The 26,902-nt window shown below is 63.1% G+C and carries 29 protein-coding genes; 18 read left to right on the top strand and 11 right to left on the bottom strand.

Annotated features, from left to right (window positions below):
• Positions 1 to 78: 78 nt before the first annotated feature.
• The 7 genes from N800_RS00425 (at position 79) to N800_RS00395 (ending at position 7,754) form a co-directional block, all read left to right on the top strand.
• Positions 79 to 1,938, top strand: coding sequence for an amidohydrolase (locus N800_RS00425; RefSeq protein WP_156962807.1), 1,860 nt, complete (start codon positions 79 to 81; stop codon positions 1,936 to 1,938).
• 83 nt (positions 1,939 to 2,021) lie between these two features.
• Complete coding sequence (locus tag N800_RS00420; protein WP_036133833.1) at positions 2,022 to 3,671, top strand: MFS transporter; 1,650 nt, start codon at positions 2,022 to 2,024, stop codon at positions 3,669 to 3,671.
• A gap of 18 nt (positions 3,672 to 3,689) precedes the next feature.
• Positions 3,690 to 3,923, top strand: coding sequence for a DUF1427 family protein (locus tag N800_RS00415; protein WP_036133455.1), 234 nt, complete (start codon positions 3,690 to 3,692; stop codon positions 3,921 to 3,923).
• Positions 3,920 to 4,078, top strand: a complete 159-nt coding sequence (locus N800_RS00410; protein WP_036133453.1) for a DUF1427 family protein — start codon at positions 3,920 to 3,922, stop codon at positions 4,076 to 4,078. Before N800_RS00415 ends, N800_RS00410 begins: the two co-directional genes overlap by 4 nt.
• 2 nt (positions 4,079 to 4,080) lie before the next feature.
• Positions 4,081 to 5,460 carry an alginate export family protein gene (locus N800_RS00405; RefSeq protein ID WP_052107760.1) on the top strand — a complete coding sequence of 460 codons (1,380 nt, stop codon included), beginning with the start codon at positions 4,081 to 4,083 and terminating at the stop codon, positions 5,458 to 5,460.
• A 208-nt stretch (positions 5,461 to 5,668) separates the two neighbouring features.
• Positions 5,669 to 7,426, top strand: a complete 1,758-nt coding sequence (locus N800_RS15495; protein WP_084086990.1) for an esterase/lipase family protein — start codon at positions 5,669 to 5,671, stop codon at positions 7,424 to 7,426.
• A complete protein-coding gene (locus N800_RS00395) occupies positions 7,398 to 7,754 on the top strand; it encodes a DUF1622 domain-containing protein (RefSeq protein WP_036133450.1) in 357 nt (118 codons plus the stop codon). The genes N800_RS15495 and N800_RS00395 overlap by 29 nt, the downstream gene beginning before the upstream one ends.
• A gap of 19 nt (positions 7,755 to 7,773) precedes the next feature.
• Here the strand turns inward: N800_RS00395 and N800_RS00390 are convergent, their stop codons facing one another.
• The 5 genes from N800_RS00390 to N800_RS00370 form a co-directional block, all read right to left on the bottom strand.
• The gene (locus N800_RS00390) at positions 7,774 to 8,490 is read right to left on the bottom strand and encodes a YoaK family protein (protein ID WP_156962806.1); all 717 of its coding nucleotides are present in this window, start codon (positions 8,488 to 8,490) and stop codon (positions 7,774 to 7,776) included.
• Positions 8,491 to 8,710: 220 nt separating this feature from the next.
• The gene (locus N800_RS00385; protein WP_036133448.1) at positions 8,711 to 9,292 is read right to left on the bottom strand and encodes a TMEM175 family protein; all 582 of its coding nucleotides are present in this window, start codon (positions 9,290 to 9,292) and stop codon (positions 8,711 to 8,713) included.
• Positions 9,293 to 9,430: 138 nt separating this feature from the next.
• On the bottom strand, positions 9,431 to 10,087 hold the full coding sequence (locus tag N800_RS00380; protein WP_036133446.1) for a hydrolase: 657 nt from the start codon (positions 10,085 to 10,087) through the stop codon (positions 9,431 to 9,433).
• 214 nt (positions 10,088 to 10,301) lie between these two features.
• Positions 10,302 to 10,934 (bottom strand): response regulator, encoded by a 633-nt coding sequence (locus N800_RS00375; protein WP_036133822.1) that lies wholly within the window; start codon positions 10,932 to 10,934, stop codon positions 10,302 to 10,304.
• Between the two features lie 2 nt (positions 10,935 to 10,936).
• A complete protein-coding gene (locus N800_RS00370) occupies positions 10,937 to 14,005 on the bottom strand; it encodes a sensor histidine kinase (RefSeq protein WP_198032430.1) in 3,069 nt (1,022 codons plus the stop codon).
• Positions 14,006 to 14,139: 134 nt separating this feature from the next.
• On the opposite strand from N800_RS00370, the gene N800_RS00365 reads away from it, so the two are divergent.
• The 7 genes from N800_RS00365 (at position 14,140) to N800_RS00335 (ending at position 19,738) form a co-directional block, all read left to right on the top strand.
• The gene (locus tag N800_RS00365; RefSeq protein ID WP_036133444.1) at positions 14,140 to 14,508 is read left to right on the top strand and encodes a hypothetical protein; all 369 of its coding nucleotides are present in this window, start codon (positions 14,140 to 14,142) and stop codon (positions 14,506 to 14,508) included.
• Positions 14,509 to 14,753: 245 nt separating this feature from the next.
• Positions 14,754 to 15,752: an alpha/beta fold hydrolase gene (locus tag N800_RS00360; RefSeq protein ID WP_198032429.1), complete on the top strand. Its 999-nt coding sequence runs from the start codon at positions 14,754 to 14,756 to the stop codon at positions 15,750 to 15,752.
• 64 nt (positions 15,753 to 15,816) lie between these two features.
• Positions 15,817 to 16,317, top strand: a complete 501-nt coding sequence (locus N800_RS00355) for a DUF2306 domain-containing protein (protein ID WP_036133440.1) — start codon at positions 15,817 to 15,819, stop codon at positions 16,315 to 16,317.
• 97 nt (positions 16,318 to 16,414) lie between these two features.
• Positions 16,415 to 17,035, top strand: a complete 621-nt coding sequence (locus N800_RS00350; RefSeq protein WP_198032428.1) for a cysteine hydrolase family protein — start codon at positions 16,415 to 16,417, stop codon at positions 17,033 to 17,035.
• Positions 17,036 to 17,080: 45 nt separating this feature from the next.
• Positions 17,081 to 18,160 (top strand): SMP-30/gluconolactonase/LRE family protein, encoded by a 1,080-nt coding sequence (locus N800_RS00345; RefSeq protein ID WP_156962805.1) that lies wholly within the window; start codon positions 17,081 to 17,083, stop codon positions 18,158 to 18,160.
• 74 nt (positions 18,161 to 18,234) lie between these two features.
• Positions 18,235 to 19,149, top strand: coding sequence for an alpha/beta fold hydrolase (locus tag N800_RS00340; RefSeq protein ID WP_198032427.1), 915 nt, complete (start codon positions 18,235 to 18,237; stop codon positions 19,147 to 19,149).
• Between the two features lie 40 nt (positions 19,150 to 19,189).
• Positions 19,190 to 19,738: a hypothetical protein gene (locus N800_RS00335; protein WP_052107757.1), complete on the top strand. Its 549-nt coding sequence runs from the start codon at positions 19,190 to 19,192 to the stop codon at positions 19,736 to 19,738.
• 44 nt (positions 19,739 to 19,782) lie between these two features.
• Here the strand turns inward: N800_RS00335 and N800_RS00330 are convergent, their stop codons facing one another.
• Both N800_RS00330 and N800_RS00325 read right to left on the bottom strand, forming a co-directional pair.
• Positions 19,783 to 20,025, bottom strand: a complete 243-nt coding sequence (locus tag N800_RS00330; RefSeq protein WP_036133430.1) for a hypothetical protein — start codon at positions 20,023 to 20,025, stop codon at positions 19,783 to 19,785.
• A gap of 162 nt (positions 20,026 to 20,187) precedes the next feature.
• Positions 20,188 to 20,934 carry a 2OG-Fe(II) oxygenase gene (locus tag N800_RS00325; protein WP_052107785.1) on the bottom strand — a complete coding sequence of 249 codons (747 nt, stop codon included), beginning with the start codon at positions 20,932 to 20,934 and terminating at the stop codon, positions 20,188 to 20,190.
• A gap of 171 nt (positions 20,935 to 21,105) precedes the next feature.
• Between N800_RS00325 and N800_RS00320 the strand changes: the two genes are divergently transcribed.
• Both N800_RS00320 and N800_RS00315 read left to right on the top strand, forming a co-directional pair.
• Positions 21,106 to 21,747 (top strand): glutathione S-transferase family protein, encoded by a 642-nt coding sequence (locus N800_RS00320; RefSeq protein ID WP_036133428.1) that lies wholly within the window; start codon positions 21,106 to 21,108, stop codon positions 21,745 to 21,747.
• Positions 21,748 to 21,756: 9 nt separating this feature from the next.
• Positions 21,757 to 22,374: an FMN-binding negative transcriptional regulator gene (locus N800_RS00315; protein ID WP_052107756.1), complete on the top strand. Its 618-nt coding sequence runs from the start codon at positions 21,757 to 21,759 to the stop codon at positions 22,372 to 22,374.
• Positions 22,375 to 22,431: 57 nt separating this feature from the next.
• Here N800_RS00315 and N800_RS00310 read toward each other — a convergent pair whose 3' ends face one another.
• Genes N800_RS00310 through N800_RS00300 form a run of 3 tightly spaced genes read right to left on the bottom strand, consistent with a single transcriptional unit; the run spans position 22,432 to position 24,235 of the window.
• A complete protein-coding gene (locus N800_RS00310) occupies positions 22,432 to 22,743 on the bottom strand; it encodes a cupin domain-containing protein (RefSeq protein WP_036133425.1) in 312 nt (103 codons plus the stop codon).
• 38 nt (positions 22,744 to 22,781) lie between these two features.
• Positions 22,782 to 23,174 carry a RidA family protein gene (locus N800_RS00305; protein ID WP_036133422.1) on the bottom strand — a complete coding sequence of 131 codons (393 nt, stop codon included), beginning with the start codon at positions 23,172 to 23,174 and terminating at the stop codon, positions 22,782 to 22,784.
• The gene (locus N800_RS00300) at positions 23,171 to 24,235 is read right to left on the bottom strand and encodes a DJ-1/PfpI family protein (protein ID WP_052107755.1); all 1,065 of its coding nucleotides are present in this window, start codon (positions 24,233 to 24,235) and stop codon (positions 23,171 to 23,173) included. Before N800_RS00300 ends, N800_RS00305 begins: the two co-directional genes overlap by 4 nt.
• 266 nt (positions 24,236 to 24,501) lie before the next feature.
• On the opposite strand from N800_RS00300, the gene N800_RS00295 reads away from it, so the two are divergent.
• Positions 24,502 to 25,590: a GlxA family transcriptional regulator gene (locus N800_RS00295; RefSeq protein ID WP_084086984.1), complete on the top strand. Its 1,089-nt coding sequence runs from the start codon at positions 24,502 to 24,504 to the stop codon at positions 25,588 to 25,590.
• 39 nt (positions 25,591 to 25,629) lie between these two features.
• On the opposite strand, the gene cueR is transcribed toward N800_RS00295, so the two are convergent.
• The gene (gene cueR, locus N800_RS00290; protein WP_425476488.1) at positions 25,630 to 26,133 is read right to left on the bottom strand and encodes a Cu(I)-responsive transcriptional regulator; all 504 of its coding nucleotides are present in this window, start codon (positions 26,131 to 26,133) and stop codon (positions 25,630 to 25,632) included.
• A gap of 335 nt (positions 26,134 to 26,468) precedes the next feature.
• On the opposite strand from cueR, the gene N800_RS00285 reads away from it, so the two are divergent.
• Positions 26,469 to 26,735 carry a heavy-metal-associated domain-containing protein gene (locus tag N800_RS00285; RefSeq protein WP_036133419.1) on the top strand — a complete coding sequence of 89 codons (267 nt, stop codon included), beginning with the start codon at positions 26,469 to 26,471 and terminating at the stop codon, positions 26,733 to 26,735.
• The last annotated feature ends 167 nt before the right edge of the window (positions 26,736 to 26,902 follow it).

Genomic DNA, 26,902 nt, shown 5'->3' with positions numbered 1-26,902 from the left:
TTCTTCGGCGCCCTGGCGGCCGGTGCCGCCGCAGCCGGACTCGCCGGGTGCCATCTCATTCCGACCAAGGAGCGCGCAATGGCTAACCTGATCATCCGCAATGCCAGGATAACCACCCTGGATCCCCGCCAACCATCCGCAAACGCGCTGGCGGTGGCCAACGGTGTGATCGTCGCCATTGGCGACGAGGCCAAGGTGATGGAGAAAGCCGACGCGCGCACCCAAGTCATTGATGCTGGGGGCCGTCGGGTGATCCCCGGCCTCAACGACAGCCACACCCACCTGATCCGAGGCGGCCTCAACTATAACCTCGAGCTGCGCTGGGACGGGGTGTCATCACTTGCCGACGCGCTCGCAATGCTGAAAGCCCAGGTTGCGCGAACGCCGGCCCCACAGTGGGTGCGCGTGGTTGGCGGCTTCACCGAGCACCAGTTCGTCGAGAAGCGCCTGCCAACCCTGGAAGAGATCAACACGATTGCGCCGGATACACCCGTGTTCATCCTGCACCTCTACGACCGGGCACTGCTCAACGGTGCCGCGCTTCGCGCCGTCGGCTACGGCAAGGACACGCCCAACCCGCCGGGCGGCGAGATCCAGCGCGACGCCAATGGCAACCCGACAGGCTTGCTCCTGGCGAAGCCGAACGCACTGATCCTGTACGCCACGCTCGCAGCCGGCCCCACCCTGCCGCTGGAATACCAGATCAATTCGACCCGGCATTTCATGCGCGAGCTGAACCGCCTCGGCATTACCTCCGTGATCGACGCTGGTGGCGGCTTCCAGAACTACCCGGAAGACTACGCGGTCATCCAGAACCTGCACTCGCAGAATGAGCTGACCGTGCGCATCGCCTACAACCTCTTCACGCAGAAGAAGGGCGGCGAGCTGGCCGACTTCGACCGCTGGACGAAGATGCTCAAGCCGCGCCAAGGCGACGACATGCTGCGCCACAACGGTGCCGGCGAGATGCTGGTGTTCTCTGCCGCCGACTTCGAGGACTTCCGCGAACCCCGTCCCGAACTGCCGGCCGGCCTGGAAGGAGAACTGGAGGACGTGGTACGCCTGCTCGCGCAGAACCGTTGGCCGTTCCGCATCCACTCCACCTACGACGAGAGCATCTCGCGCATTCTCGATGTGTACGAGAAGGTGAATCGTGACGTGCCTTTCGACGGCCTGCATTGGATCGTCGACCACGCCGAGACGATTACCGACCGCAACATCGATCGCATCAAGGCGCTGGGTGGCGGCATTGCGGTGCAGCATCGTATGGCCTACCAGGGTGAATACTTCGTGGAGCGTTACGGCGCACGGGCGGCTGAGCACACGCCGCCAGTGCGGCGCATGCTGGAAGCTGGCCTTCCAGTAGGCATGGGCACCGACGCCACGCGCGTGGCCAGCTATAACCCGTGGGTCGCGCTGTATTGGCTGACTACCGGCAAGACCCTCGGTGGTCTGCGTATCTACGGCGAGAACAACCAGCTCGAGCGAGAGCAAGCGCTGCGCCAGTGGACGCATGGCAGTGCGTGGTTCTCCAACGAGGAGGACAGCAAGGGCGTGTTGAAGGTCGGCCAGTTCGCGGATTTCGCAGTGCTGTCGGCGGATTACTTCAACGTCGAGGATGAGGCCATCAAGGACATCACCAGCCTGATGACCGTGGTCGGCGGCCGCGTGGTGCACGGCGACGGCGAATTCGGTCCACTGGCGCCACAGCTGCCCGAACCCATGCCGGACTGGTCGCCGGTGCGCCACTACGGCGGCTACCAGGGCGCAACCCTGACGCAGGCGTCGGCGGCGTTTGCGGCCGCGCACCGGCACTCGCACGAGCATGGACAGGGCTGCAAGGTGCACAACCATGTGCACGCCGCCCACCACGCCGCACCCACCAGCGAATTCCAGGGTTTCTGGGGCGCGCTGGGCTGTTCCTGCTTCGCGTTCTGAATTCGCCATTGTAGAGGCGCGACCGACGGCTGGGTCCAGCGATGGATGCGCCTGCCGGGCACATCTGACCCATGGAATGCCGCATGAGCCAAGTATCGCCGCCTCCGCAAACCGCCGCCCCCGGACCTTGGTCGCCGCTGGGTCAGCCCACGTTTCGCTCGTTGTGGCTGGCGATCCTCACCAGCAGCATCGGCACGTCGGTGCACGATGTCGCCGCCTCGTGGGTGATGGCGGAGAACACGGGTTCGCCCTTCATGGTGGCCGCGGTGCAGGCGGCGACCACGCTGCCGGTGGTGCTGCTTGCAGTGATCGCCGGCACCCTGGCCGACATCGTCGACCGGCGCCGCTACCTCCTCTTGGCGCAGTTGTGGATGCTGTCGGTGGCCAGCGCGCTGGCGCTGCTGGCCCAGCTTGGCCAGCTGGGGCCGTGGACGCTGGTCGCGTTGACGTTCGCACTTGGCGTCGGGGCGGCGATGGCGATGCCAGCGCAACAGGCCACCACGCCGGAACTGGTGCCACGGCCGATGCTCGGTCCAGCGGTCGCGCTGGGATCGTTGAGCATCAACATCGCCCGTTCGGTCGGGCCCGCGCTGGGCGGCCTGATCGTGTCGCACTGGGGCGTGGCGTGGGCCTTCGCGGTCAACGCGCTGTCGTTCTGCGGCGTGGTGCTGGTGCTGTGGCGCTGGAAGCGCCAACCCGAGCAACATGCGCTACCCCCGGAGTCCTTCGGCAGCGCGCTGCGCGCCGGCTTGCGCTACGCACTGCACGCCTCGGTGTTCCAATCGGTGCTGGTCAAGGCGGCGCTATTTTTTGCCTTCGCCAGCGCGTTGACCGCTCTGCTGCCCATCGTGGTCAAGCAGGAGCTGGGCGGTGGCGCGGGCACCTACGGCCTGCTGCTGGGCTGCGTCGGCATCGGTGCGATCAGCGGCGCACTGCTGCTGCCCAAGCTGCGTCTGCGCATTGATCCAGATCGGCTTGTTCTGGCTGCCACGCTGGCCTACGCCGGCTGTATGGCGACCGTGGCGCTGGTGCGCGAGATCCGGGTTTTGCTCGCGGTGTCGCTGGTGAACGGTTTCGCCTGGATCTGCGTGCTGTCGTCGCTGCAGATCGCGGCGCAGACTTCGGTGCCGGCGTGGGTGCGGGCGCGGGCGCTGTCACTGTACATCGTGGTGTTCTCCGCTGGCATGGCCACCGGCAGCCTGTTCTGGGGCGGCCTGGCGCAGCAGCAGACGACAACATTCGCCCTGCTCGCGGCCGCCGCGTGCGCGACCGTAGCGGCGGTGGTCGGCTTGCGCTTTCGCCTGGGCGCTGCGGCGAAGGTCGACACCCTGCCCTCAGGCCATTGGCCTCAACCGCTGGTGCTGATGGAGAAGGAGGAGCGCGACTGCGGCCCGGTGCTGGTGACCGTCGAATACACCGTTGTCCTGGAGCGCCGCGAGGCGTTCCTGCAACTGATGCAATCACTTGGCAAGACCCGCCGCCGCGACGGCGCGGTGCAATGGGGCGTGATGGAGGACACAGAGCAACCGGGCACGTACCTTGAGTACTTCGTCGTCGCTTCGTGGCTGGAACACCTGCGTCAACACGAACGCGTCACCCACGACGAGCGGCGTCTGCAGGAGCGGGTCCTCGAGCAGTTGCGAGCCCAGGCGACACCACGGGTGCGCCACTTCGTCGGTGGCGCGCCGGGCCGGCCACTGGAAGCGCTGCCGCGCGATCACACAGAACTATGAATTCTCGAGGAGAACCGCATGAACATGAAATTCCTGGTCGGCCTGGTACTGGCCCTATTGATCGGACTGGGCTGTCGTGCCTTTGGCGTGCCCTCACCTGCGCCACCGGCACTGATCGGCGCGCTACTGGTGCTGGCGATGACCATCGGCTACCAGCTTGCCGATCGCGTGCTCGCGCAGCGCCGTCCCGCCACCACCATAGACCAGTGTGGCGGCCCCACCGGCGCCACCAAATCGGAGAAGTCGCCATGATGATGGCCGTCGTTGGGATCATCGCCGCCCTGCTGATCGGCGTCGGCTGCCGCGTACTCGACATCCCCTCGCCTGCACCGCCCAAGCTACAGGGGGCGCTGTTGGTGGTGGCGATGACACTGGGCTACCTGCTCGGCGGACAGGTGTTCGGCTAAGCATGCACCGCGCCGCCGCCCTGTGCGTGCTGGCGTGGCCGGCGCTGGCGTCAGCGCAGATGGAAGTCCTGCGTTTCGACGATGATTTCGCCGCGCAGCGCGCGCACTGCGCTGCCACGAGGTCCAACGCATCCCCGGGCAGCAATGCGGCCTGCTGGAAGGAAATGCCGCTGGGCACGCGCCTGCCATGGACGCTGAGCCTTGGCGGCGAAGCGCGATGGCGTTACGAATACACGCACCATCCCGCCTACGGCGAAGACCCGCAGGACAAGCGCGGCGCGGTCCTGCAGCGCTACGCCGCGTTTGTCGACCTGCGCGCCGGAAACCGTATCCGCGGTTTCGTCCAGATCAACTCGGCGTGGGCCACCGGCCGCGTCGCCGGTCCTTCGCCGGTCGACGAGAATCGGCTGGACCTGGAGAACGCGTTTGTGGAAGTCAGCAGCCAGGCCTCGGCGGGATCGGTGCTGGGTCTACGCCACGGCATCCAAGAACTGCGACTGGGTTCAGCGCGCCTGGTCGACGTGCGTGAAGGGCCAAACGTGCGTCGGACCTTCCAGGGAACGCGTGGCTGGGCACAGTTCGGCGCCTGGCGCGTCGATGCCTTCGACGTGTCGCCGCGCTTGGCTCTGCCCGCCAGCTTTGACGACCGCCGTTCACTCACTCAGGACCTGCAGGGCGTGTATGCGACGCGGAACCAGAGCAATTCCGGACTGGACCTGTACGCCCTTCACTATGACGCGCGTGACGCGCGCTATGTTCAGGGCTCGGCGCAGGAACGACGCTGGAGCCTGGGCGTGCGCAGCTTCGGCCAGCGCGGTCCCTGGGACTGGAACTGGGAGGCGGTGCTGCAGGGTGGCCATTTTGGCGATGCCTCGATCCGCGCCTGGACGCTGGCGACGGACACCGGCTACACCTTCACCGGCGCGCAGTGGTCGCCGCGCGTCGCGCTGTTGGCCGCGGCGGCCAGCGGCGACCGTCATCCCGGCGACGGCCGCCTGGAGACGTTCAACCCGATGTTCCCACGCGGCAACTATTTCGGCGAGGACGCCACGCTGGGGCCGCACAACTTCTTCAACCTGCAGCCGACGGTCTCCTTCCAGCCGCACGCGGACGTCAGCGTGGAAGCCAGTCTCGACGTGTTCTGGCGCCAGTCGCCTGACGATGGCGTGTACGCTCCCGCAGGCGCGCTGGTGCGGGCGCCCGGGGGCAGCCGCGCGCGCCACGTCGCCACGGTGGCCTCGCTGGGGACGACCTGGGAGCCAACGCCACAGTGGACGAGCAGCGTGGTGCTGGCCTACCTGAAACCCGGCCGCTTCCTGCGTGAGACCGGGGACCACCAGCCGCTCGGCTACATCGAGCTCACCCTGCGTTATCGCTTCTGATCCCACGGATGTGCAAAGGCCTTCGTCTTTGGACATGGAAAGACAGTTTCCGGACATGAACCGGGGCATGGTCCGTAGCGGCTGGCGGGCGTCGCCCGGTGCACGCTAGTCGTGCTTGTGTCGCCGAGCTAAAGTCTGTCTGGCTGTCTGAATTAGTACGGGGACCGGCACCAAGGCGGGCAACGGCTCCTTTCGTCACGGAGGCGGCATGGGCATCTGGTCCGACTTCATTCGATCGCGCACGGGAATGGTGCTGGCGTTGCTGCTGATAACGCTGTCGCATCGGGCCATTGCGTCTTCGGGCACCACCTGCCCGGCGTCCTCGCCGTGTACGGAACAGGGAGCCACCACAGCCTTGGACTCGGCACGGGCATGGGCGCAGCACGCCCAACGAGCACGCCGTGACCACACGGCCGTTGAGGCTTGGGTACGTTGTGCAACGGACGCCTATCGGGCGTTGGATGCGGATGACGCCGCGGTCAGGGACTCTGCGTCGGCATTGGCGACAGCGTGCACGACAGGTTTCCTTCTTCGTCACACCGGCGGCTCGCCGCACACATTCTCGCAAGGCGCGACCACCTTCGGAGCAACGACCCTGGACGTCGAGTTCCGGGGTCTTTCCCCCTCCCTTCAACCGCCTTTGCGCGTGATTCTGGCGGACCGCGTCCCGTTGCAGCTGTACGGTGGCGAACGCCATGTCCAGCCCGGCTTCGGGGTGCCACTGGCGGTTTTGACGCCTCGCTGCACCCAGGCCCCGCTCTGCCAACTCCTGCCTCCAGAAGGAGTCTTCCGCGGGGCCACTGCATGGATCGAAGGCGACGGATCCGATCGTCCGCACCTGGTATTTGGTAACCCATTGACAACCCCCGCCTTGATTCGCGGCCGCCACGCCTACCCGTTGGCGATCGACACATCGGCGCCCTATGCGTGGGGGGCGCGGAAATCCAAGCTCAACCGGCTCGGGATTCTGGGGCTGTTCGGGGGCAAGGAAGTCGGTCGCCGTGCGGGTCTCTATCTGCTGGAGGATTACGACCCGCACAAGCAGCCCCTGGTCATGATCCATGGCCTTGGCAGCAGCCCACTGGTCTGGGCGCGCCTGTCCAATGCCGTCTGGGGGGATCCGGACTTGCGCAGGCGGTTCCAGGTCTGGCACCTCGTCTATCGGACCAATGCGCCATTGCTGGTGACACGACGTCGTGTCCAGACCTACCTGGACGATGCCTGGCGAATACTCGACCCTGAAGGCGACGACCCTGCGCGCTCCGGTGTCGTTCTGGTAGGCCACAGCCTGGGCGGGGTCGTCGCGCGCCTGTTGTGCGTCGACAGCGGCGACCTGCTTTGGAATGCGGCATTCCTGGCGCCATTCCGGAACCTGCAGGGGGACGCCAACGACCTGTGGACGGTCGACCAGGCCTTCCACTTCAATGCGTACCCCGGCGTTCGGCGCGCGATCTTCATGGCCGCCCCGCACCGTGGCAGCCCCACCACGACGCGTTGGTTCGGGCGCTTGGCGCGAGTGATCGTGGGGCGCCAGATTCCCGAAATCCAGGCGCTCCGGCGGGTCGCGCGACGCAACCCGGAGGCCGTGCGACCGGAGCTTCGGTCGACCTACCAGCGCGGCACGGTCAACAGCATCTCCACCCTGCAAGGCACGCAACCGGTCAGGCACGCGGGCGAAGCACTGATGCCGATCGCGGGCATTCCCTATCACACCATTGCCGGCTCCCTACCGGGGCGCCCCACCCCGACGGACGGCGTGGTCCCGCTGCAGAGCGCGTATCTGGACGGCGCCGCCTCGACCTTGGTGGTGCCATTCGGACACGATCTGCAGCAGGCCCCCGAAGCAATCCAAGAAGTCCTGCGGATCCTCCGGCTGGAAGCCGGCGAGCATCCCCCACTCGTAGAACCAACCAACTCACGTTCGCAGGAGGAAATACATGGAAGAGCTGTTCCGAGTGATCAGTGAAGCCATCGCACTCGTGCTGGAATCACTCTCCGTACTTATGATCGCCCTCGGAGCCATCCAGGCCGTGGCGCGCACCACGCCGTCACTCCTGAAGCGCGCGGCAACCCAGGAGACGCTGCGCAATGCGTGGCTGATCCTGGCTCGCTGGCTACTGCTCGGGCTCGAATTCATGCTCGCCGCGGACATCGTCAAGACGGCGATCTCGCCCAGTTGGGACGATATCGGCCAGCTCGCAGCCGTCGCGCTCATCCGCACGTTCCTGAACTACTTCCTGGAACGTGACATCGAACGCGCCGCTCGCCCAGCTGTGGGCAAAGACGAATCCTAGGACGTGTTCCACGTCGGATTTATCCCTTCCCTGGCACCGGCGCTCCGGACGCGGGATGTGCGGCACAAGCAGCAGTTCCCAGGACAATCAACAAGCCCGTCACCACGAGCGGCCAAGCCAAGCCACCATGCGCGACCATGACCGCACCCAAGGCGGCTCCGGCAAAGATTGCCGCGATGGCGCTTGCGCGGTTGATCCAGTTCGGATTGCTCCCGCCCGCCAGCACGGAGTCCGAAGCCAGGCCGGTGATGGTCAGTGTCAGGACGGTGGTCGTAAGGTCTGGAACCTTGAGCTGGCGGACCGTAGCGTTCCGGAAGCCCATCGCCACCGCGGTCAGCGCGATGATGGCGTACAGGCTGGACACGGGTGTCTGCGCGGGGATATCGAATCCGAATGCCGCCACGGCGGCGACCCACAGCAACGCCGCCTCGATGAGCGACGAGGTGATCAACCAGCGCCTGAGGCTGTGCCCGACGTGGGCCCGCCCCACCCGACCGCTGATCACCGCGCCCAACATGAACGCGGCAATGGCCACCAGGTACGGCACGACGCGAAACCCCGGGGTACCAACGGCGGCGAAACCAAGGAATACGACGTTTCCCGTCATGTTGGCGGTAAACACCTTCCCCAAGCCCAGCACGCTCACCGCATCCACGAGCCCCGTGGTCAGGGACAGCAGCAACAAAAGACGGGGTAGGAGCTGCTCCGTTGCGGGTTTTGGTGCGGGCATCGACATGGCCGGCCACCTTCTGCTGAAGCGCTGCCTCGGGCGCGAGGCGGGTTGCATGGCCATCTAGCTCCCCTCTTCCGAGAGCGGTCAGCCTCGCCGGTCAGTATACCCAACGCGTATCCGGCGACTGGCTTGACGCGGGCCGTATTCCCAATCTGTCCGCAACACGGTTGTAGTGGCGCAGCGCGGTGTTGAGCGATTGCGCACACAGGCCTGACCTCCCAGCCTACTCTTCCTCCATTTGCCTTTCGATCCGGCGGTCGGGCACCAACCAGATGAGGGCCACCACTGCGTAGAGCATTTGTGAGATTCCGTACCCGACAAAGGCCAACGGAATCGCGGCAAGGTAGAGCACGATTGAGGCCAAGCCCTTGGCGTCGCTGCCGATTGCCTGCGCCAGCAGCGAACCGCGACCCTCGCGGCGAAGCAGCGTTCGTACCAGTATCGTGTAGGCGATAGACGCCAACAACAGCACTGCGCCGTACAGCGCCGAGGGCAACGGCGCGAAACGGTTCTCACCCATCCATCCGGTGACGAATGGCAGCAGCGATAGCCAGAACATCAGGTGCAGGTTGGCCCAAAGCGCACCGCCGGAGACACCACCACGGACCGCGTGCAACAGGTGGTGATGGTTGCTCCAGTAGATACCGATGTAAATGAAGCTCAATACGTAGCTCATCAGTACCGGCAAGAGCGGCCGCAGAGCGGACAGGTCGGTGCCGTGCGGCACCTTCATTTCCAGCACCATGATGGTGATGATGATGGCGAGCACGCCGTCACTGAACGCCTCCATCCGATTCTTGTTCATTCGTGCGCTTCGAGCGTCAGTTCGTCGATCAGACGGTACTGGTCTTACTCGTGCGCGTCCATCAGCCAAGCAGCCGGAGGGGCGGACATCCGGAGGCATTCGTCCGCTGCATTCGCCCGAACGACCCGCTGGCGGCGATCAGTGGCCGCCTTCCTGGGCACCGAACATGGTCTTCGCGTACTGGATCCCGATGCCGTAGCCGCCCGCATGCTCACGGGCGATGCCGGTGGTAAGCGCGTAAGTCTCGCCGCGAGCCCAATCGCGCTGCAGCTCCAGCATGTACTGCAGACTGGTCATGGGCCTCGCGCCCGCCTGGATCATCCGCGCCACCGCGCGTTCGTGGGCTTCATCCGAGACATCGCCGCACGCGTCGGTGATGACGTAGGCCTCGAAGCCCTGCTCGATGGCCGAAAGCACGGGACCGACAATGCAGACGCTGGTCCAAAGGCCAGCAAACACCAGACGGTCCTTTCCGATCTCGTTGACGCGATTGGTTATCTGCGAATCCTCCCAGGCATTCATGCTGGTCCGGTCATACACCGGTCCGCTGGTGAAGGTTTCTGTGATCTCGGGAAACAGAGGGCCAGAAAAACTCTTCTCGGCAACGGTTGTGACGATGGTGGATACGCCAAAGCCAACGGCCGCCTTGGAAACGAGGACCGTGTTGGTGCGCAACGAGCCGATGTCGATCGAGCGGACGGCGAAAGCCATCTGCGACTGATGGTCGATCAGGATCAGAGTGTGATCCTTGGGGGTGAGCAGGGTCTTGCCGGGTGCGGGGGAAGCCGTGGCCATAGCGTTGCTCCGGAGTACGAGGAAGTCGCGACTGCATCGTCAGTTCTACGGCGCAATCACTACGCGCACGCTGGAGACTAATTCCGCCAGCCATTCGCTCAAACACCTATAGGGAGGAAGCGCACATCCCTCCATGGAGGGATGCAGCCAACCCGTCAGGTGTTCCAAGTTAGGCGCCATTCCCTTGTGGTGGGCTGCCCCGAGCGACATGCCGCTAGGGGGCAATGATCCCGCGTCGGATTGCGATCGTGACCGCATGCGTGCGGTCATGGGCGTCGAGCTTCGACAGCACACTTTTCACGTGCGTTTTTACGGTTTCTTCGGAGATTGACAACTGCGCGGCGATTCTTTTGTTGGAATTTCCCGCCGCAACGCCCTTGAGTATCTCGATCTCCCGGGTGGTCAGGTCCCTGTCCGTGACGTGCTCCGCGATTTCCGCTGCAATCTCGGGCGGTATCCGCCGACGGCCGGCCACCACCGCGCGAATGGTGTCCAGCAGTTCCTTCCGCAGCGAACTCTTGAGCAAGTAGCCTTGCGCCCCTGCCCTCAGCGCGCGCAGCGCCTGCACATCGCCACTGTAGGTCGTGAGGACAATGATCCTGGCCGCCGGAAACTCATCGCGGATCTGCACTATCGCGTCGACGCCATTGAGCTCGGGCATCTGCAGGTCCATCAGAGTGACGTCGGGGAGATAGGCACGGAATGCCGCTATCGCTTCGTGGCCGGTGCAGGCTTCTCCAACCAGCTGCATGTCGTTCTCCCCCGAGATCACTCCCGCGATGCCTTCCCGCAGCAAGGGGTGATCGTCAACCGTGAGGATGCGGATAGGCTTATCGGTATCAGCCATGATCAGGCGCTCCATACCCGAGTGAGCCGCTCGCGCCAACCTGGCTTTCGTGCTCCACGCAATGCCGCACTCTTTCGTATGACGAGTTCAACCTCGGTTCCCTTGCCTTCTCGGCTCCAGATACTCAGTTCGCCCGAAATGGTCTTGGCTCGCTCACGCATGCCGGCCAGACCCCAGTGCCCCGGCTTCTCACCGGTGCGCCGGATATCGTCTCCCATGCCTTGACCATTATCGCGAAAACGGAATGCAAGCAACTCGTGTCCGCAAGAAATATCCACCTCTATCCGACTTGCGCTGGCGTGCCGGAACGCATTGGTCAACACCTCCCTACCGATCCAGTACACCTCGTCACTTATGCGCGGATCCATAGCCGGCAACTGCCCTTCGACAACGACCACGAAGTCTGCCGGATGGCTTTCCACCAACTCGGCTCCAACGCGTGCGAACGCTTCAGGCAGATCAATCGGTGATGACATCGTGGTGGCCCGCAGGTCTCGCACGCGATCCCGTCCTTCTGCGATGGCTTCGTCGGCACGATCCAACGCTTTTTCCATCGCACTGCGGAGAGGATCGTCCGTTGGGATTCGGTTGGCAATCGCCTGGAATCGCAAGACCAAACCTTGGATGCCCTGCAGCAGCGTGTCATGCAACTCTCGGGCGATTCGCTCGCGCTCGTCATGACGCTCCTCCAGCCGCATCCGAACTCGGTCCGCGATCTGGCGTAAACGCAACAGATAAAGCGAAATCAGTAGTCCTCCAGCCCCTACCATACACAACGCGACGAACCACAAGGTTTGGGTGAAGCGCGGCTCGATCACGAAGTCGAACGAGTCACCCTGTTCGTTCCAGACACCGCTGTCGTTCGCGGCGATGACCTGAAAGCGGTAATTGCCAGGGGCCAAATTGGCGTAGAACGCCTGGCGGCGATTGCCAACTTCTTGCCAGTCGGCGTCGACGCCTTCCAGGCGGTAGCGGAAACGGACCCGCTCGGGAGCCGACAAACTCAACGCCGTATATTCGAAGCGCACGTTCTTCGTGCCTTTCGGCAGGCGCAGCCCGTTCTCCACGGCGTATCGACGGTTGGCAGCGGTCAGCGCGCGGATATGAACGGGAGGAACGACGCGGTTGGACCTGAGATGCTCGGGGTCGATCGTCACCAGCCCTTGGTTGGTGGAAAACCATAGCCGCCCTCCGCCATCCGCGATCGCTGTTGATGCAGGCGTATACTGCTGCGCGACGCCGAGCATTCCGTCGCCAAGATCAAAAATTTGGCTTTCCAGTGGACGACTCGGTTCATCGGCTACTGCTGCAACGGCGCGGGCCGAAATTCGAACCACGCCCCGTATGCCATTGAGCCAGATATCATGGCGCGAGGCGACGATGCCCGTGATGCCATGGAGTCGCTCGGGGTCCGCCAGAAGCAAGGGATGGACACGCTCATCACGCAGTAGCACGAGCCCTGTTTCACCGGCCACCAGTAGCCCCGCTTCCACCGGGGCGATAGCCGTAATGGTGCCGACCCTCAGTCCCTCGCGACTGGAATAGATGCGCTGCCTCTTTCCGTCCCAACGCGCAAGCACGCTTCCTGGATAGCCGACCCAGACGTCACCGTTGGCCCCTTGGGCAAGCGCGGTTGCGTTGATGGATCGGATGACGCCAATGCCAATGCGGCTCCAACGCTTTCCGTCGAAGTGATGCAGGCCAGTAGTATCCTGCATCAGCAGTAGCCCAGTCTTCCCGTCGCTGGAAATGACACTGACGACCCCGGTTTCGGCCAAGGGGGTCGCGATGCTCTCCAATCTACCTTGTTCGAGACGCAGCAACGAGTGATCCGTCTTCGCCCACAACACCCCGTCACCAGTCGCCACCAGGGCATGGATGCCAGCGCCGCCGGTATCCGCGAACAGCTCGGGAACGCCCTCATGGATGCGATAGAGAAAACGGTCGCTGGACACCAGCAGTCCGTGCTTGGGTAGGTACGCCATCCCATAGATGGAATGCTGGTCCAGTCGTTCGTCCTGGAGCGCACGCACGCTATTCAAGCGAAAGCGATGCAAACCCAGGTTGGTTCCAATCCAGATATTGCCTTCGCGATCCCTAAGAACGGGAATGGCACGATCCGACAACAGTCCGTCGCGCTTGCGAATCGTGGCGTCGAAGTCCCCCGGTCGAAGGCTACGTCCGTCCAGGAAGCGACCCAAGTTGGAAACACGCATCACCCCGCCTACGGTGCGGTCGGTGCCCCAAAGCGCGCCTGCATCGTCAATGCGCATGGAGGCAAGGTGGGCGACGTTCGTGATCGGCAAAGTGCGGGGCACACGTTGGGGATCACGTGCGTCATGCAGCGGGCGCGTCCCATGCAAGCCGTCGGACAACCAGATCGTGCCATCTGGCGCCTCGGCCAATGTCGCATGCCGTCCAACCGGCTCGCGCGTTGAAAGAAATTTGCGTGCACCGCTTGGCAAATACAGCAGAGTCTTACCCGTGGTGACCCACAAAGTGCCCGCCGCATCCTTGAGCAGGGAGTGGGCACCGGAGGCCGGATAGTCCCAATCTGCCCCGACCGTATGCCAGCGTTGCCCATCGAAGCGCCGAAATCCCCCGCGCGCTGCCGCCCAGATTGCACCGTTTCGGTCTTCGGCAAAGGCGAGGACAAGGTCGGCAGGCGCCCCGGCCGCGATTGGGTAATGTGTCAGCTCCCCATCCCGCAACACGCTTACGCCTCCTATCAGGAAGCCGATCCACAAGGCACCGTCCGACGCGGTGTGGAGCGCGGTTATGTTGCTGGAAGAGAATGGCTTGTCCTGAGGGGGGTGAAACTGTTCGAACTGCACACCATCGAAACGGTAGAGCCCCGTGCCCGTGCCCAACCACAGATAGCCGTCCCGTCCTTGGGCCAGCGCCCAGATATCCGCCGGCGCGCCGTCCTGCATCGTCCAGGCGGTGCGGTGGTACTGCGGCGATGTGAACTCACTGGCGACGCACGTCCCTGCCAGCAGGCAAAGCAGCAGCAGCGCCAACCCCGCGCTACGCAGTCGGGCTCTGTCCTCGGGCGAGCTGGGGGCAGTCACGTTCACTCCGGCTTCACATGCAAAGGGTACTGGAACTGTGCCGGCCCGTACCATGCCATCCCTCATATGTGGGATGGCCAAGCACCCCGAAAAACGGATAGGCGCGAGTTGTCCGGCCGCCTAATCTGGTATGCGTGCAAAGACTGCTCTCCCTCTTCCCCTACGGACATGCGGGGACCGGCTTGGTTCTGCTCCGGTTTGCGGTGGCGGCCGGGTTGGCGCTATCGGATCCGGTGACGCTTCCATGGACGCAAACTGGCACCGCCTATTTCGTGGCAGGCGTGATGCTACTTGCCCTGTTGGCAGGCCTGTTGACGCGATTGACCGCGATGCTCTGCTGCTTCGCGGCGATTGCCCGGCTGCATGACCTTGAGCTCACCATGGCACTGCTACCGCCCCTGATGTTCGGACTTTGCGCCGCCGCCTTGATGTTGCTCGGACCCGGCGCCTACTCCATGGATGCAATGCTGTTCGGCCGACGCGTAGTGAAGATCCCGGATTGACGCGTGGCCACGTCACCACCCGATAGAGGGAATCAGCTACTGCCCATGAGAGGGTTTCGCCCACCGCTTTCCTGGTTGAGCATCGTCAAGCAGGGACTAGGAATTAACACCACTGATCTCTGCAGACGTTGAGCACAAGGACCAGCGCGGCGTATCACCCGACACGCGCTCTTCGACTTGACCCAATGTGATCCATCCAGCCCACCGGAATGGTTGGCGGGCGCAATCCGTTCCTCGAGGCAGACATGACAAGCCGAAAGAAAGAGTTCGATGTCGACGAAACTCGCCGCGGTCTGATCATCAGCGGCACGGTGCTGACCGTCGCCGCCTTCCTTCCCCTTGCCGGTTGCTCGTCGCCCGAAACGCCGACCGCGGCCGCACCGCAACCCGCCAACCCCAGCTCCGGAGTGACCAAGACCATGAGCACGTTCACCACCAAAGATGGCGTCGAGATCTACTACAAGGATTGGGGCGCCGGCCCGGTCGTGGTGTTCAGCCATGGCTGGCCGCTGAACTCGGACAGTTGGGAATCGCAGATGTTCCACTTGGCATCCAACGGCTTCCGCTGCATCGCGCACGACCGGCGCGGCCATGGTCGTTCCAGCCAGCCGTGGGATGGCAACGACATGGATCACTACGCCGACGATCTGGCGCAGCTGCTCGACCACCTGGACGTCAAGGATGCGACCCTGTTCGGCTTCTCTACCGGCGGTGGCGAAGTGGCGCGTTACATCGGCCGCCACGGCACCAAACGCGCGAAGAAGGCCGGCCTCGTTTCCGCCGTACCGCCGCTGATGGTCAAGACCGACGCCAATCCGGGTGGCTTGCCAATCTCGGTCTTCGACGGTATCCGGGCAGGACTTATCGCCAACCGCTCGCAGCTGTTCCTCGACATTCCCAGCGGTCCTTTCTTCGGCTACAACCGTCCGGGTGCGAAGCCTTCCCAGGGGGTCATCAACGCCTGGTGGATGCAGGGCATGATGGGCGGGCACAAGAACACTTACGACAGCATCAAAGCCTTCTCCGAGACGGACTTCACTGAAGACTTGAAGAAGTTCGACGTTCCCACGCTGATTGTCCACGGCGACGACGATCAGATAGTGCCCATCGACGCCGCCGGTCGCGCCTCGGCCAAGTTGATCAAGGACAGCAAGCTGATTGTCTACGAAGGCGCCCCGCACGGCATCACCGATACGCACAAGGAAAGGCTCAACGCCGACCTGCTCGCATTCGTGAGGGGCTGATCATCAGTACCCGTTGCATCCGACCCGATGCAACGTGGATTTCGCTCGCACAGGAGGTCACCTCATGCTCAACATGACCGCTTTCGGCATGTTCCACACAGCAATTTCCGTAGTGGCCGTGGTGGCAGGTATCAACGCCCTGTTCAGTCACGGAGAGATCGGTACGCGTTCGCGTGCAGGGCTGACCTATGTCCTGTTCACAGTGGCGACCTGCATCACCGGCCTTTTCATCTTCCACCACGGCGGCTTCGGCCCGCCACATGCGCTAGCAATCATCACACTGGTGGTGCTGGCTGTCGCATATGCAGCGGAAAAGCGCACGAGCAGCGCTGGCCTGTCCCGCTACATGGCCGTACTCGGCTACTCGCTGACGCTGTTCTTCCACCTCATTCCCGGCCTTACCGAAACCGGTACGCGCGTGCCGGTCAGCCATCCGGCGTTCACCGGACCCGAAGACCCGATGCTAAAGGCTCTGGTCGGCGCTGGCTTCCTGGTGTACCTGGGGGGCGCGATGGTTCAGGTGGTTCGCATCCGCAGGTCGCATCGTTCGCCGGCCGTGGCGTAACTGCACGCACGCAAAGCGCATTGCAGTGGATGACGTTATCGCCTGGTACTGAAACGCTTCCGGTAATACCGATGCGCCTCATGATCAGGAGATTGCAGTGACACATGCCTATCCCATCGAAGAGACAGCCTTACTGGTCATAGATCCGTACAACGATTTCATGAGCGAGGGTGGCAAGCTCTACGACGCGACGAAAGAAACGGCGATGGCATCTGGGTTCTACGTTAACCTGCCTCGCGTCATAGCCGCCATTCGGAAAGCGTCGATACGCGTCTTCATCGTTCCCCACCGCCGTTGGCGCCCAGGTGACTACGATGGTTGGCTGCATCTTAACCACTCGCAAGAAGGGGTGAGGAGAGCCCAGCTCTTCGCGGAAGGCACTTGGGGCGGCGAGTTCCATCCGGCGTTTGGTCCGAGGCCGGGCGACATCGTCATCCACGAGCATTGGGCACAAAGTGGGTTCGCGAACACCGACCTGGATGCGCAGCTCAAGCTGCACGGCATTCGCAAAATCATCCTGGTGGGAATGGTCTCCAACACCTGCGTGGAATCCACGGCCCGATTCGGCATGGAACTGGGCTATCACGTGACGTTGGTAAAAGATGCGACTGCGGCTTTCGATCCCGACGGGATGCACTCCGCGCATGAAGTGAATGGCCCAACTTTCGCCCATGCCATCGTCGGCACAGACCAGCTGCTGGCTTCGTTGTCCAGCTGAGTTTCCATCCGGTCGACGATCCTTCGATTTTCTTGAGGTGAAACCATGACAGGCCACGTGCTCACCGCAATGCTCGCCATCGCCCTGACAGTGCAGCCGCAAGTGGCGTCCGCCTCCGGACAAGGACCACTGCATATCGCTGTAGAGCAGCTGACGGAGCTGCCTTCTGGCGTACGCCAGCCGGAGGGGCTTGCCATCGATCCGGCCACGGGCGAAATATTCGTGGGCACGTTCGATGCACGCATGCCGGAACCGGAGCGCAACAACCAGTTACTGCGCTTCTCCCGCCAAGGGAAATTGCTTGAGCAGCGCCGCTTCGGGGCCACCCCGCTGACGGGCCTGGCTTTCGCCCAAGGCAAGGTTTATGTCCGCAACTTTGGTGCATCGAAGCTGCAACGTCTTCCGGCGACGTTCGACGCCAGCACACCGATTGAAGACGTGGTGACATTCAAGGCGCTGACACCTGCTGCGCCCACTTCGCGCCACATCGACAATCCCGAGGGCAGCCACGACCAGATCGTCTACGGATCGTCAGGCTTTCCGGGCATCAACGGCATGGTGTTCGACCGGGCTGGCAACCTGTATGTGTCCGACTCCTTCCAAGGCGCCATCTACCGGATCACCCAGGCTACGGCGTGCAGCCCCTGTGAAGTTTCCGTCGTATCGCGCGACGCCCTGCTGGGAACCTCCGCGCCCCTGCCCTTCGGGGCCAATGGCTTGGCCCTGAGCGAGGACGAAAGCACCCTCTACGTCACCAATGCCGGTGACGGCCGCCTGCTACGCATGCGCCTGCCTGCCGGGCCGCTGGAAATCGTGGCGGAGAGTGTCTTCGGCGCCGATGGCCTGTTGTTTCATCAGGGCTTGTTCTGGATCGCCTCCAACCAGACAGACACAGTCGTGGCTCTGGATGAGACTGGGCGCATGCGGGTGCGTGCCGGCGGTTTCATCGGCATCGGCAATGGCGCACCGATTGGCCTGCTATTTCCCGCCAGCACGGCCGTACAGAACGAGTGGATGATCGTCACCAATCTATCGCTTCCCATTACGCCCATGAAGGGCGACGAGTGGGAGGAGGAGGTGTCCCGCTGGACGCTCTCGCGTTTCAGGCTTCCCTTCATCCAATGAACGAGGCGTACAGGCCGCATGCCTCAGCGACGACCGCAGTCTTATCAGGCACTCCCAACTCAGGACGCTCCCACATGAACACCCCGCTCATCGCATTCATGCTGCTAGTCGTTTCCCTGACGACACCGGTCCATGCGGGATCGAAAGCCAAAGCCCTCGCCGCTCAAACCCAATACGTGCAGGTCGACGGCGGCAGAATTGCCTATCGTGCAATCGGCTCGGGGAGCCCTGTCGTGTTGGCAAACCGCCTGCGCGGCACCATCGACACGTGGGATCCAGCGTTCCTCGACAAACTCGCCGAGCGGCACACCGTAATCACCTTCGACTATCCCGGCATTGGTTATTCGACCGGGAAGATGCCGGACGACATTGGTCAAATCGCACGCGTGATCAACGAGTTCACCGTTGCCATCAAGCTGGAGAAGTTCACCATGCTGGGCTGGTCATGGGGAGGCGCGGCGGCACAGGCCGTACTGCTCGACCAACCCGGGCGCGTAACCCATGCCGTCCTGATCGGGGCTAACCCGCCGGGTCGGGTCGAGATCCCGCTCCAGCAGGAATTCCTTGAGCGTGCGGTCAAACCGTTCAATGACCTGGCTGACGAAGAGGTCCTGTTCTTCGAACCTAGATCGGAGTTCAGCCGGGCCGCGGCACGCGCGTCGCATGATCGCATCTACTCCCGCCCCGACGTGGCCTCCAAGATCCCGTCAAAGATGGAACAGTTCCAGGTGTATTTCACGGCAGCCGCGGGATTTCACGAAGACAAGGCAGGCCGCCGCACGAAACTTACAGAAATACGCACACCAGTCCTCGTCATTAGCGGCGACCATGACATCAGCACGGCGGGGCAGAACTGGTTCCCGCTCATCGGCCAGATGCGCAATGCGCAATTCATGTTCTACTCCGAGACAGGGCATGCACCCCATCATCAGTATCCCGAGCTGTCTGCTGAATACATTGCTGATTTCATCGCCCTCACGCCGAATTAGGACAACGCGATGAAACATGCCACGGGCTGGAAATCACCGAATGTTGACAAACCTGCCGTTGCTGGATGAGGTGCTCTCGCACCATGCCGCGCAGCTCGGCAGGGACTTCGAGGCTTACCGCAACCACGCATACCGTGTCGCCAACTTCTGCTGGTCCTTGGCCGGTCTCAACGGCCTCGCGGACGACCATGAAGCATTGCGCACGATCAGCCTTGCCGCCGCGTTCCACGACCTGGGGATATGGACCGATGATACGTTTGACTATCTCGCGCCATCGCAGCGTCTAGCACGAGAATGGATCTCGTCCCATGGCGGCGATAAATTCGCAGGAGAAGTTGGCGTGATGATCTGCCAGCACCACAAGATCACACCCTACCGTGGCAGTGAGGGTGGGCTAGTGGAAATGTTCAGGCGAGCCGACTGGGCCGACGTTTCGAAAGGTCTCGTGGCACCCGGCCTTTCACGAGAACTCCGGCGCGAAGTGTTCGATGAGTTCCCCGATTCTGGATTTCATAAGCGTTTGTTGATGCTCTCTTATAGACGGTTCTTGAACCATCCGCTTAACCCTCTGCCGATGCTGAAACTCTGATCCCCATCCGCTTCGCTTTGCAGCTTGTGCTTGCTGCCCATACCTCATCTGTCCGTTGCGAACTTTTCTGCTGTCAACGCCGCCTCTGTGCTCCCGGCCCCGCCCTTGGCGCCAGCGACAATCTCGCCGCCAGAGCCTTCCCGGGTCGGCTCCCAATCACGCTGTGTCGAAACCGCTTGCAGGTACTGCGACGTATCGCGGCCAACCTTGGCCGCCACGCCCAGCACGGCGCCCACGACCAGCAGGCAGGCCCCCGCCAGGAGCCACCATCCCGTTTGCCTGGCCATGACACTCACCTCTGTGCGCTGCTGGTGACGACACCGTAGCCCCGGCCACGCGCAGATGCGGTGAAATCCCGGAGCTACGAGCCTTGGTCCGCCAAGTCGGCATGTCAATCACCGGAGCAGGTGACGCTATCGCGAACATTTCCAGACGCGACCGGCAGCAACTCAGGCGGCGTCGTGCAGGATCACGCCCAGGGCATATCTGGAACCGCGTAACACCGCACTCACGCCGTGGCGCAGCGTGACCCTGTAGGTACCTCGCGTCCCCAGGGCAGGCCTGTTCCTGACCGCGAATACAGCTGCCTCCCCCGCCTTGAGCGGAACCACGTGCGCCCGCGACTGCACTCGGGGGCGTTGCTCGGTCAGCACGAACTCACCGCCCTCAAAGTCGCATCCGGGCTCGGAAAGGAGAATGACCACCTGAAACGGAAAATGGACTTCACCGTAAAGGTCCTGGTGCAGGCAGTTGTAATCGCCCTGGGCATAACGGAGCAGCAACGGCGTAGGCCGCGACTGCCCTGCGGCCTTGCACATCTCCAGATACGCGTCGTGCGAATCGGGGATGACACCCTCAATGCCAAGTTTGTCCTGCCATCGCTTTGCCGGCGCCGCGAGATGCGCATAGAGCTGGCTTCGCAGACCGGCGACGATAGCTGGCAACGGATAGCTGAAGTACTTGTATTCGCCCCGTCCAAATCCGTGGCGCTGCATCGAAATCGTGCTTCTGAATACCGGGCAGCCGTACGTGTCCCGGAGGGATGAACATTCCGCGGGTGTCAGCACCTGGCCAAGGCTGGCCCACCCCGCCCCATTCAGTTCCGCCTCGACCAACGCCCAATCCACCGCGGCCAATCGCGTTGCGATCGAAGCACCGACTTCACCCACTGGCACATGTTCCGATTGACTCGACATCTCGACACTCAAGGCGGGGGAGCCCGTACTGTGCAGGCGATCCGCTGATGGAACCATCCGGTTGTTGCGGTCTTCCCCGAACCCCAAGCGCCCCCCGACCACCGCAAGAACCGGATATCGCGGCACTGATCGTTTCCGGAAACTGGGCATTCGCTTCCTCTGGAGACCCATGTGATCACGCTCTACGACTACCTGCCTTCCCAGAACGCCTGGAAAGTCCGACTCCTTCTCAACCATCTCAACCAGCCCTACGAGCAGGTCCTCGTGGCAATCTTCGGGGGAGAGGGACAAGCCCCGGACTACCGCAAGGTCAGCCCGACCGGCACGGTGCCAGCGATCCGTCTGGACGACGGACGCGTGCTGTCGGAGTCAAACGCCATCCTGATGTATCTGGCCGAGGGCACCCCCTATCTGCCCAGCGACGCCTACGGTCGCGCGAAGGTCTACCAATGGCTTTCGTTCGAGCAGGAGCGTGTCGAAAGCCAGATCGGAGCCCTCCGACACTGGACGATGACCGGAAAGCTGCCCCGCCGCCCAGAGTTCCTGGTCGAGATGAAGCGCAAGGCAGGACTCAACGCCTTGGCCACGCTGGAGGCTCAACTCTCAGACCATGATTTCATCGCCGGGGAGCAGTACACCATCGCTGACATGTCCCTGTTTGCCTATGCCAGCCGAACGGAAGAGGCAGGTATTTCGTTGGCGCCATTTCCCGCCGTCCGGGCCTGGATTGCACGCGTTGAAAGTCAAGCCGGCTTCCTGCCCACGATGCACCCGTATGCGATCGACCCGCTGTCCGCCAACGAACTTCCCTGAAGCGCGGCCATGAAAACCAGCCCTATATTCAAGCCAACCACCGAGGCGATCAATCGCCTGGTGGAAGACTTCCCCTTCGCACAACTGGTCTCGATGTGCGACGGAGCGCCGATCTGTACGCCCCTGCCCCTCCTGCTGGCGCGTAACGGCGAGGAGTGCTGGCTTATCGGCCATTTCGCACGGGGTAATCCGCAGGTCGAAATGCTGCGGAGATCTCCCCGCGCCCTGGCGATCTTCATGGGGCCCCAGGGCTATGTATCGCCGTCCTGGATGCGTGACAGGACGCAGGCACCCACCTGGAACTACGCCACCGTGCACATAGACATCGAGGTGGCATTCGACGATGGGCCCGAGGACGTGCATGCCGCTTTGTCTGAACTGGTGCAGCACATGGAGCGAGGGCGTCCATCGGCCTGGACGGCAATGGACATGGGCGAGCGCTACGCACGCCTGTCAGCGGCAGTCGTTGCCTTCCGGGCCCGGGTCCTTGCCGTGAACGCCAAGTTCAAGCTGGGCCAGAACGAGCGCGACGACGTCTTTGCCGACATCCTCGCGGGCCTGCGACGCACGGGAGAGCACGACCTGGCCGATGCCATGGAACGTCATGGAACAAAAAGGGGCGCCTGAGGCGCCCCTTTTTTTGCGTGTCACACGTGCAATTCCCGCAGTACGCCATCCTTGGGGCTATTCAGTGCCCTTCTCCTCGATGACGAGGATGCGGGCCTCGCCCAACGGCGCCGCAACATGCCGTTCGCCATGACCTATCAGCACCATCCCGCCAGGCTTCAGGCTTCGAACACATTCCTCGCCATTCTCGATGTAGCGCATCTCGACCTCGCCATCGAGCACGACGAAGAGCTCCTCGCCCGTGTTCTCGTGCCAGCGGTAGGGCTTGTTGGTCCAATGGATCTTCACCGTGTGGTTGCCCAAGTCGCTCAGGACGCGACTGGCCCATGCTTCGTCGGCGGTGAACGCCGTACCATCGATAAACTCCATGACTCACTCCTCTTATGGTTGATGATTGGTGGATCGCATCAGGACTGCGGCTCGCCCACGGCGACGCCCATCACCTTCACCCGCGCACCAAACGGTAGCGCCGCGGCCTGACAGAACGTCCGCGCCGGCCGCCGGCCTACGGGGAAAAGTTCCGCATACAGCAAGTTCACGACCTGGATGTCAAAAATATCGGCAAGGACGATGTCTACGAACACTAGGTCTTCGGCACTGAAACCCGACGCGCGCACGGCGTTGAACAGGTTGGAGAAAGCTCTTTCAGCCTCCTCCTGCACGGTTCCGGGGATGTATTCGCCTTCGGCGGATACCGACAGCTGCCCGCTCAGGTAACAGGTGTTGCCGACAACCACGGCATGACTGATCGGTGACTGCCACGTGGGCAGCCCATCTCCCTCGGTGATGAATCGCTTCATGGCGACATCTCCTGTGGCTCACCGGCGGTCCGCGCTTCCGACGCCGTCAGCGGTGCGCGCTCGCTCCAGGGATACTCCAACTGCGTGGCGACGAACGAAGCGGTATGTTGGCCATACCGCTCGGAGATCGAGGCCAATGCCAACGGCAGGGCCTGGGCGGGAGCCAGTTGCGACGGCGGATCCAAATACGGCCCTGGCAAAGCATCGGACGCGGCCTGGTCCGGAATCAGGACAAGCCCACGACGCAGAAGGACCGGCTCCGGGGAAACAGAAACCACGCCGGAGCGGAAAGTGCGGGACCACGCGTCCGCGGTGAACGCCAGTGACACCTCGTCTGTGCCGGCGGGCACCCAAATGGCGAACGTCTCGTGCGACCAGACGGCAACCTTGTTGCGTGCGGCTGCGGCCAGCATGCGGCCGTTGAAGCCAAAGGCGTCGCTATCGTGGCGGGCATCCCATTCGGAAACCCCAAAATGGCGTGCGACTTCCATTGCCTTGCTGCGTCCCGCAATCGCTTCAACCAGCGCCAGTGACACCGGCATCGATGCGGTGATGCCCGTGGTGGTCACCACGCCGCGATCCACGACATAACGGCGATCCTGAACCCATTGTGTCGTGGGGTTGTCGCTTTCCATGTCGTTTGCGTCGTACCAGTACCGCGTGGCTCTCCGGCCCGCCAGCAGGCCAGCAGCGGACAGCGTCCTCACGCCACTGCAGACGCCGACAATGATCGCGCCCCGCGCCTGCTGCGCCTTGATCCAGGCGATGACCCGAGGGTCGTTGCGGGGGTGCATGGCGGCAACGACTACGTAATCGGCCCCCTGGGGATAGCGTTCGTCGAACTCATCCAGAGTGGCCTGGGGCTTGACGCTGAGCGCAGGCTTCAACCGAACTGCCCTCGCCTCCGGGGCAACGGCCAGCACGTCGGCCGCATCCGACTGCGCCAGCACCCCATATGGGATCAGGTAGTCAGTCGTCTCGGTTCCGTCGTTGTGCCCCAGAATGGCCACGACAGGTCGGCTCCGATACCGGTTTGGCCTCATCAGCGAGATGGTGCGCATGTGCTCCGCCTGCGCAATGGGCACAGCCGACGCTTCTGGAGGGGAACTGCCCGCATGCAGGGTGGCTGCGGCAACGGCGCCGGCTCCTGCAAGCACTGCGGCGATGACAAGGGTCAATTTGAGGTGTCGGCACATGGCTGCTGATCGCTTGAGGGGGATGCTGCCATGCGACTCTACGAGCCCAGCATTTGGTGTTATGGCCATTTGATGATCGTTTTGCGCCAGTCCTGCACCCCCTGTCGCGACAACTCCGGTATCGTGGCTTCATGGCCCCCACCGATGTCGCCGGCGCCCTTTCCTCGGCTGCTGCGGACCCTGTCCCCGGCCTATCCGGACGCGTCGGCACCCGCACCGTGGTGCTCATCGGATTCGACGGTTTCCAAGCGCTGGACCTGGTCGGACCGATGGAGGTGTTCTCCAAAGCCAACACCTACGCCCCTACCGGAGGAGCCACCCCCTTCCGCTACGGATTGGCGATCGCCTCCGCAAGCGGCGACACAATCGTTTCCAACTCAGGCCTGCAGATCTCGGGTGCCGTGCCACTGGGCAAGCTCGCAGACGACCTGGACACCATCATGGTCAGCGGCGGCTCGGTTGAGGCCTTGGGGGATTCACCGGAGGGACGTTCCCTCCTGCTCTGGCTCAAGACGCACGCTCGAAATGCCCGGCGGGTCGCCAGCGTATGCACGGGTGCGTTCGTCCTGGGCGCAGCCGGGCTACTGGAAGGTCGCCGTGCGACTACGCACTGGGCCAACTGCGGCCGGCTCCAGGAGATGTTTCCCGGCACCCAGGTAGTGGCGGATGCCATCTACGTGGCAGATGGCAAGGTCTATACATCCGCGGGAGTAACCGCGGGAATCGACCTGGCCTTGGCCTTGGTCGAGCAGGACCTTGGCGCTGAGGTAGCCCTCGCCGTCGCTCGCGACCTCGTGCTTTACCTTCGCCGCCCCGGCGGGCAGTCACAATTCAGCGCAAACCTGGCAGCCCAAGCCCAAGCCTCGGACCGGTTCCGGGAACTGCTCCGCTGGATAGCCGAGCATCCCACCGATGACCTCGGCCTGCCTGCCCTGGCGGACCGCGCCGCGATGAGTGAGCGCAACTTCGGACGCCTGTTCAAGGCGCAGACGGGAATGACACCGTCAACCTATGTGGAGCTGGTGCGTCTGGATCGGGCAAAGATGTTGCTTGAGACCACCAACTGGCCGTTGGCGCGCATCGCAGAGCGCTCTGGCCTGGGTTCCGTGCCGACGTTCATACGTGCCTGCCACCGCCGGATAGGCGTGACGCCGGAACAATACCGTGCGAGGTTTCGGCTGCCAGCAGTGGCTGGCGAGGCGCCAGGCAACACCCCCTGACGGCGCCAGCGGCGCATCCGCGACCATGCCTCAGTGGGATCAGACCTTCTTCGATGGGACCTGGACACGCTCCGCCTTCGTACTTTCGCCGGGGCTTGGCATCGCCAGGTCTTCCAGAATCGGGCATTCCGGACGATGGTCGCCATGGCACAAGCTTGCGAGGCGTTGCAGCGTCTGCTGCATCGCCTGCATTTCGTGAATCTTGAGCGACAAGGCGTCGGCGTGCTCCTGCGCCAGTTTTTTCACTTCCGCACTCGCCCGCGACCGGTTGCTCCACAATCCCAGCAATGCTTCGATCTGCTTGATCGAAAACCCCAGCGCACGGGCACGCTTGATGAAACGAAAGCGATGCACGTCCGCGTCGGAATATATCCGGTAACCGGCGAAGGTACGCCCGGCTTCCGGAATAAGGCCAATGCTCTCGTAATGACGGATCATCTTGGCGCTGACCCCGCTCAGGTCGGCGGCCTCCCCGATGTTGTGGAAACCCTGTTGTCGTGCGTCGGCAAGTTCGGGACGCATGGCGCGTGTATTCGGAGTCATGACGGTACCTCGCTTACGACTCAAACGCTGGATGCCAATGGCATAGCAGCAGGGTATTGGAAATTACGCTGACCGATGACAGGGCCATCGAAGCTCCCGCGACCACCGGGTCCAGCAGACCCAACCCGGCCAGGGGAATGCCTACCACGTCCAATCGGAAGCCTAGAATAGGCGGCCCGACCCAGGGAGGTTGATGGGAAGCTGAGGCCTACCACCATTGGAAGGTCAATACCCGGCAATTTCCACCCCCGCCATTACAGTCATTGACCTTTCCACGGTGGGAAACTGAACACTGGCCGCACTTGGCATCCCGCCAGCCTCACAGGAACCGGAAAGTGAAACTGATTGTCGAAGGCATGAGCTGCGGCCACTGCGTCAAAGCCATTACGGCCGCGATTGGCCGAATCGACGCGTCGGCCCAGGTAGACGTTGACCTCCAGGCGAAGGAAGTTTGGGTCATTGGCGGCGTCAGCCCGCAACAAGCCGCGAAAGCCGTCCAGGACGAGGGCTATGACGTTATTGCCATCTTCGAGGACGCCCAGACCCGCAAGGCTGGATCAGAGGCGCCCGTGAAGACCTGCTGCGGCACTTGCCAAGCCTGACGACTTGCCCAATGCCACCCCTGGAGGTGGATCGCGCACCTCCTTCCACGTTTGCATGCGGCGACCGCATGCAAACGTTTCATGACGCGACAAACGACAGGACTGCGCTTTTCAACCGACAGGCGTGACGCCTCCCATTACGAGGGTGGCGGGCGTCCAACGGATGG

Source organism: Lysobacter daejeonensis GH1-9 (assembly GCF_000768355.1).
Lineage (GTDB): Bacteria > Pseudomonadota > Gammaproteobacteria > Xanthomonadales > Xanthomonadaceae > Aerolutibacter > Aerolutibacter daejeonensis.
Note: the sequence above shows the minus strand (reverse complement) of the source record. Positions and strands in the feature narration are given on the sequence as shown.

Coding starts and splice junctions, on each gene's coding strand:
- N800_RS00425 (WP_156962807.1), top strand. CDS start 79: ATGGCTAACCTGATCATCCGCAATGCCAGGATAACCACCCTGGATCCC.
- N800_RS00420 (WP_036133833.1), top strand. CDS start 2,022: ATGAGCCAAGTATCGCCGCCTCCGCAAACCGCCGCCCCCGGACCTTGG.
- N800_RS00415 (WP_036133455.1), top strand. CDS start 3,690: ATGAACATGAAATTCCTGGTCGGCCTGGTACTGGCCCTATTGATCGGA.
- N800_RS00410 (WP_036133453.1), top strand. CDS start 3,920: ATGATGATGGCCGTCGTTGGGATCATCGCCGCCCTGCTGATCGGCGTC.
- N800_RS00405 (WP_052107760.1), top strand. CDS start 4,081: ATGCACCGCGCCGCCGCCCTGTGCGTGCTGGCGTGGCCGGCGCTGGCG.
- N800_RS15495 (WP_084086990.1), top strand. CDS start 5,669: ATGGGCATCTGGTCCGACTTCATTCGATCGCGCACGGGAATGGTGCTG.
- N800_RS00395 (WP_036133450.1), top strand. CDS start 7,398: ATGGAAGAGCTGTTCCGAGTGATCAGTGAAGCCATCGCACTCGTGCTG.
- N800_RS00390 (WP_156962806.1), bottom strand. CDS start 8,490: ATGTCGATGCCCGCACCAAAACCCGCAACGGAGCAGCTCCTACCCCGT.
- N800_RS00385 (WP_036133448.1), bottom strand. CDS start 9,292: ATGAACAAGAATCGGATGGAGGCGTTCAGTGACGGCGTGCTCGCCATC.
- N800_RS00380 (WP_036133446.1), bottom strand. CDS start 10,087: ATGGCCACGGCTTCCCCCGCACCCGGCAAGACCCTGCTCACCCCCAAG.
- N800_RS00375 (WP_036133822.1), bottom strand. CDS start 10,934: ATGGCTGATACCGATAAGCCTATCCGCATCCTCACGGTTGACGATCAC.
- N800_RS00360 (WP_198032429.1), top strand. CDS start 14,754: ATGACAAGCCGAAAGAAAGAGTTCGATGTCGACGAAACTCGCCGCGGT.
- N800_RS00355 (WP_036133440.1), top strand. CDS start 15,817: ATGCTCAACATGACCGCTTTCGGCATGTTCCACACAGCAATTTCCGTA.
- N800_RS00345 (WP_156962805.1), top strand. CDS start 17,081: ATGACAGGCCACGTGCTCACCGCAATGCTCGCCATCGCCCTGACAGTG.
- N800_RS00340 (WP_198032427.1), top strand. CDS start 18,235: ATGAACACCCCGCTCATCGCATTCATGCTGCTAGTCGTTTCCCTGACG.
- N800_RS00335 (WP_052107757.1), top strand. CDS start 19,190: ATGTTGACAAACCTGCCGTTGCTGGATGAGGTGCTCTCGCACCATGCC.
- N800_RS00330 (WP_036133430.1), bottom strand. CDS start 20,025: ATGGCCAGGCAAACGGGATGGTGGCTCCTGGCGGGGGCCTGCCTGCTG.
- N800_RS00325 (WP_052107785.1), bottom strand. CDS start 20,934: ATGTCGAGTCAATCGGAACATGTGCCAGTGGGTGAAGTCGGTGCTTCG.
- N800_RS00315 (WP_052107756.1), top strand. CDS start 21,757: ATGAAAACCAGCCCTATATTCAAGCCAACCACCGAGGCGATCAATCGC.
- N800_RS00310 (WP_036133425.1), bottom strand. CDS start 22,743: ATGGAGTTTATCGATGGTACGGCGTTCACCGCCGACGAAGCATGGGCC.
- N800_RS00305 (WP_036133422.1), bottom strand. CDS start 23,174: ATGAAGCGATTCATCACCGAGGGAGATGGGCTGCCCACGTGGCAGTCA.
- N800_RS00300 (WP_052107755.1), bottom strand. CDS start 24,235: ATGCGCACCATCTCGCTGATGAGGCCAAACCGGTATCGGAGCCGACCT.
- N800_RS00295 (WP_084086984.1), top strand. CDS start 24,502: ATGGCCCCCACCGATGTCGCCGGCGCCCTTTCCTCGGCTGCTGCGGAC.
- cueR (WP_425476488.1), bottom strand. CDS start 26,133: ATGACTCCGAATACACGCGCCATGCGTCCCGAACTTGCCGACGCACGA.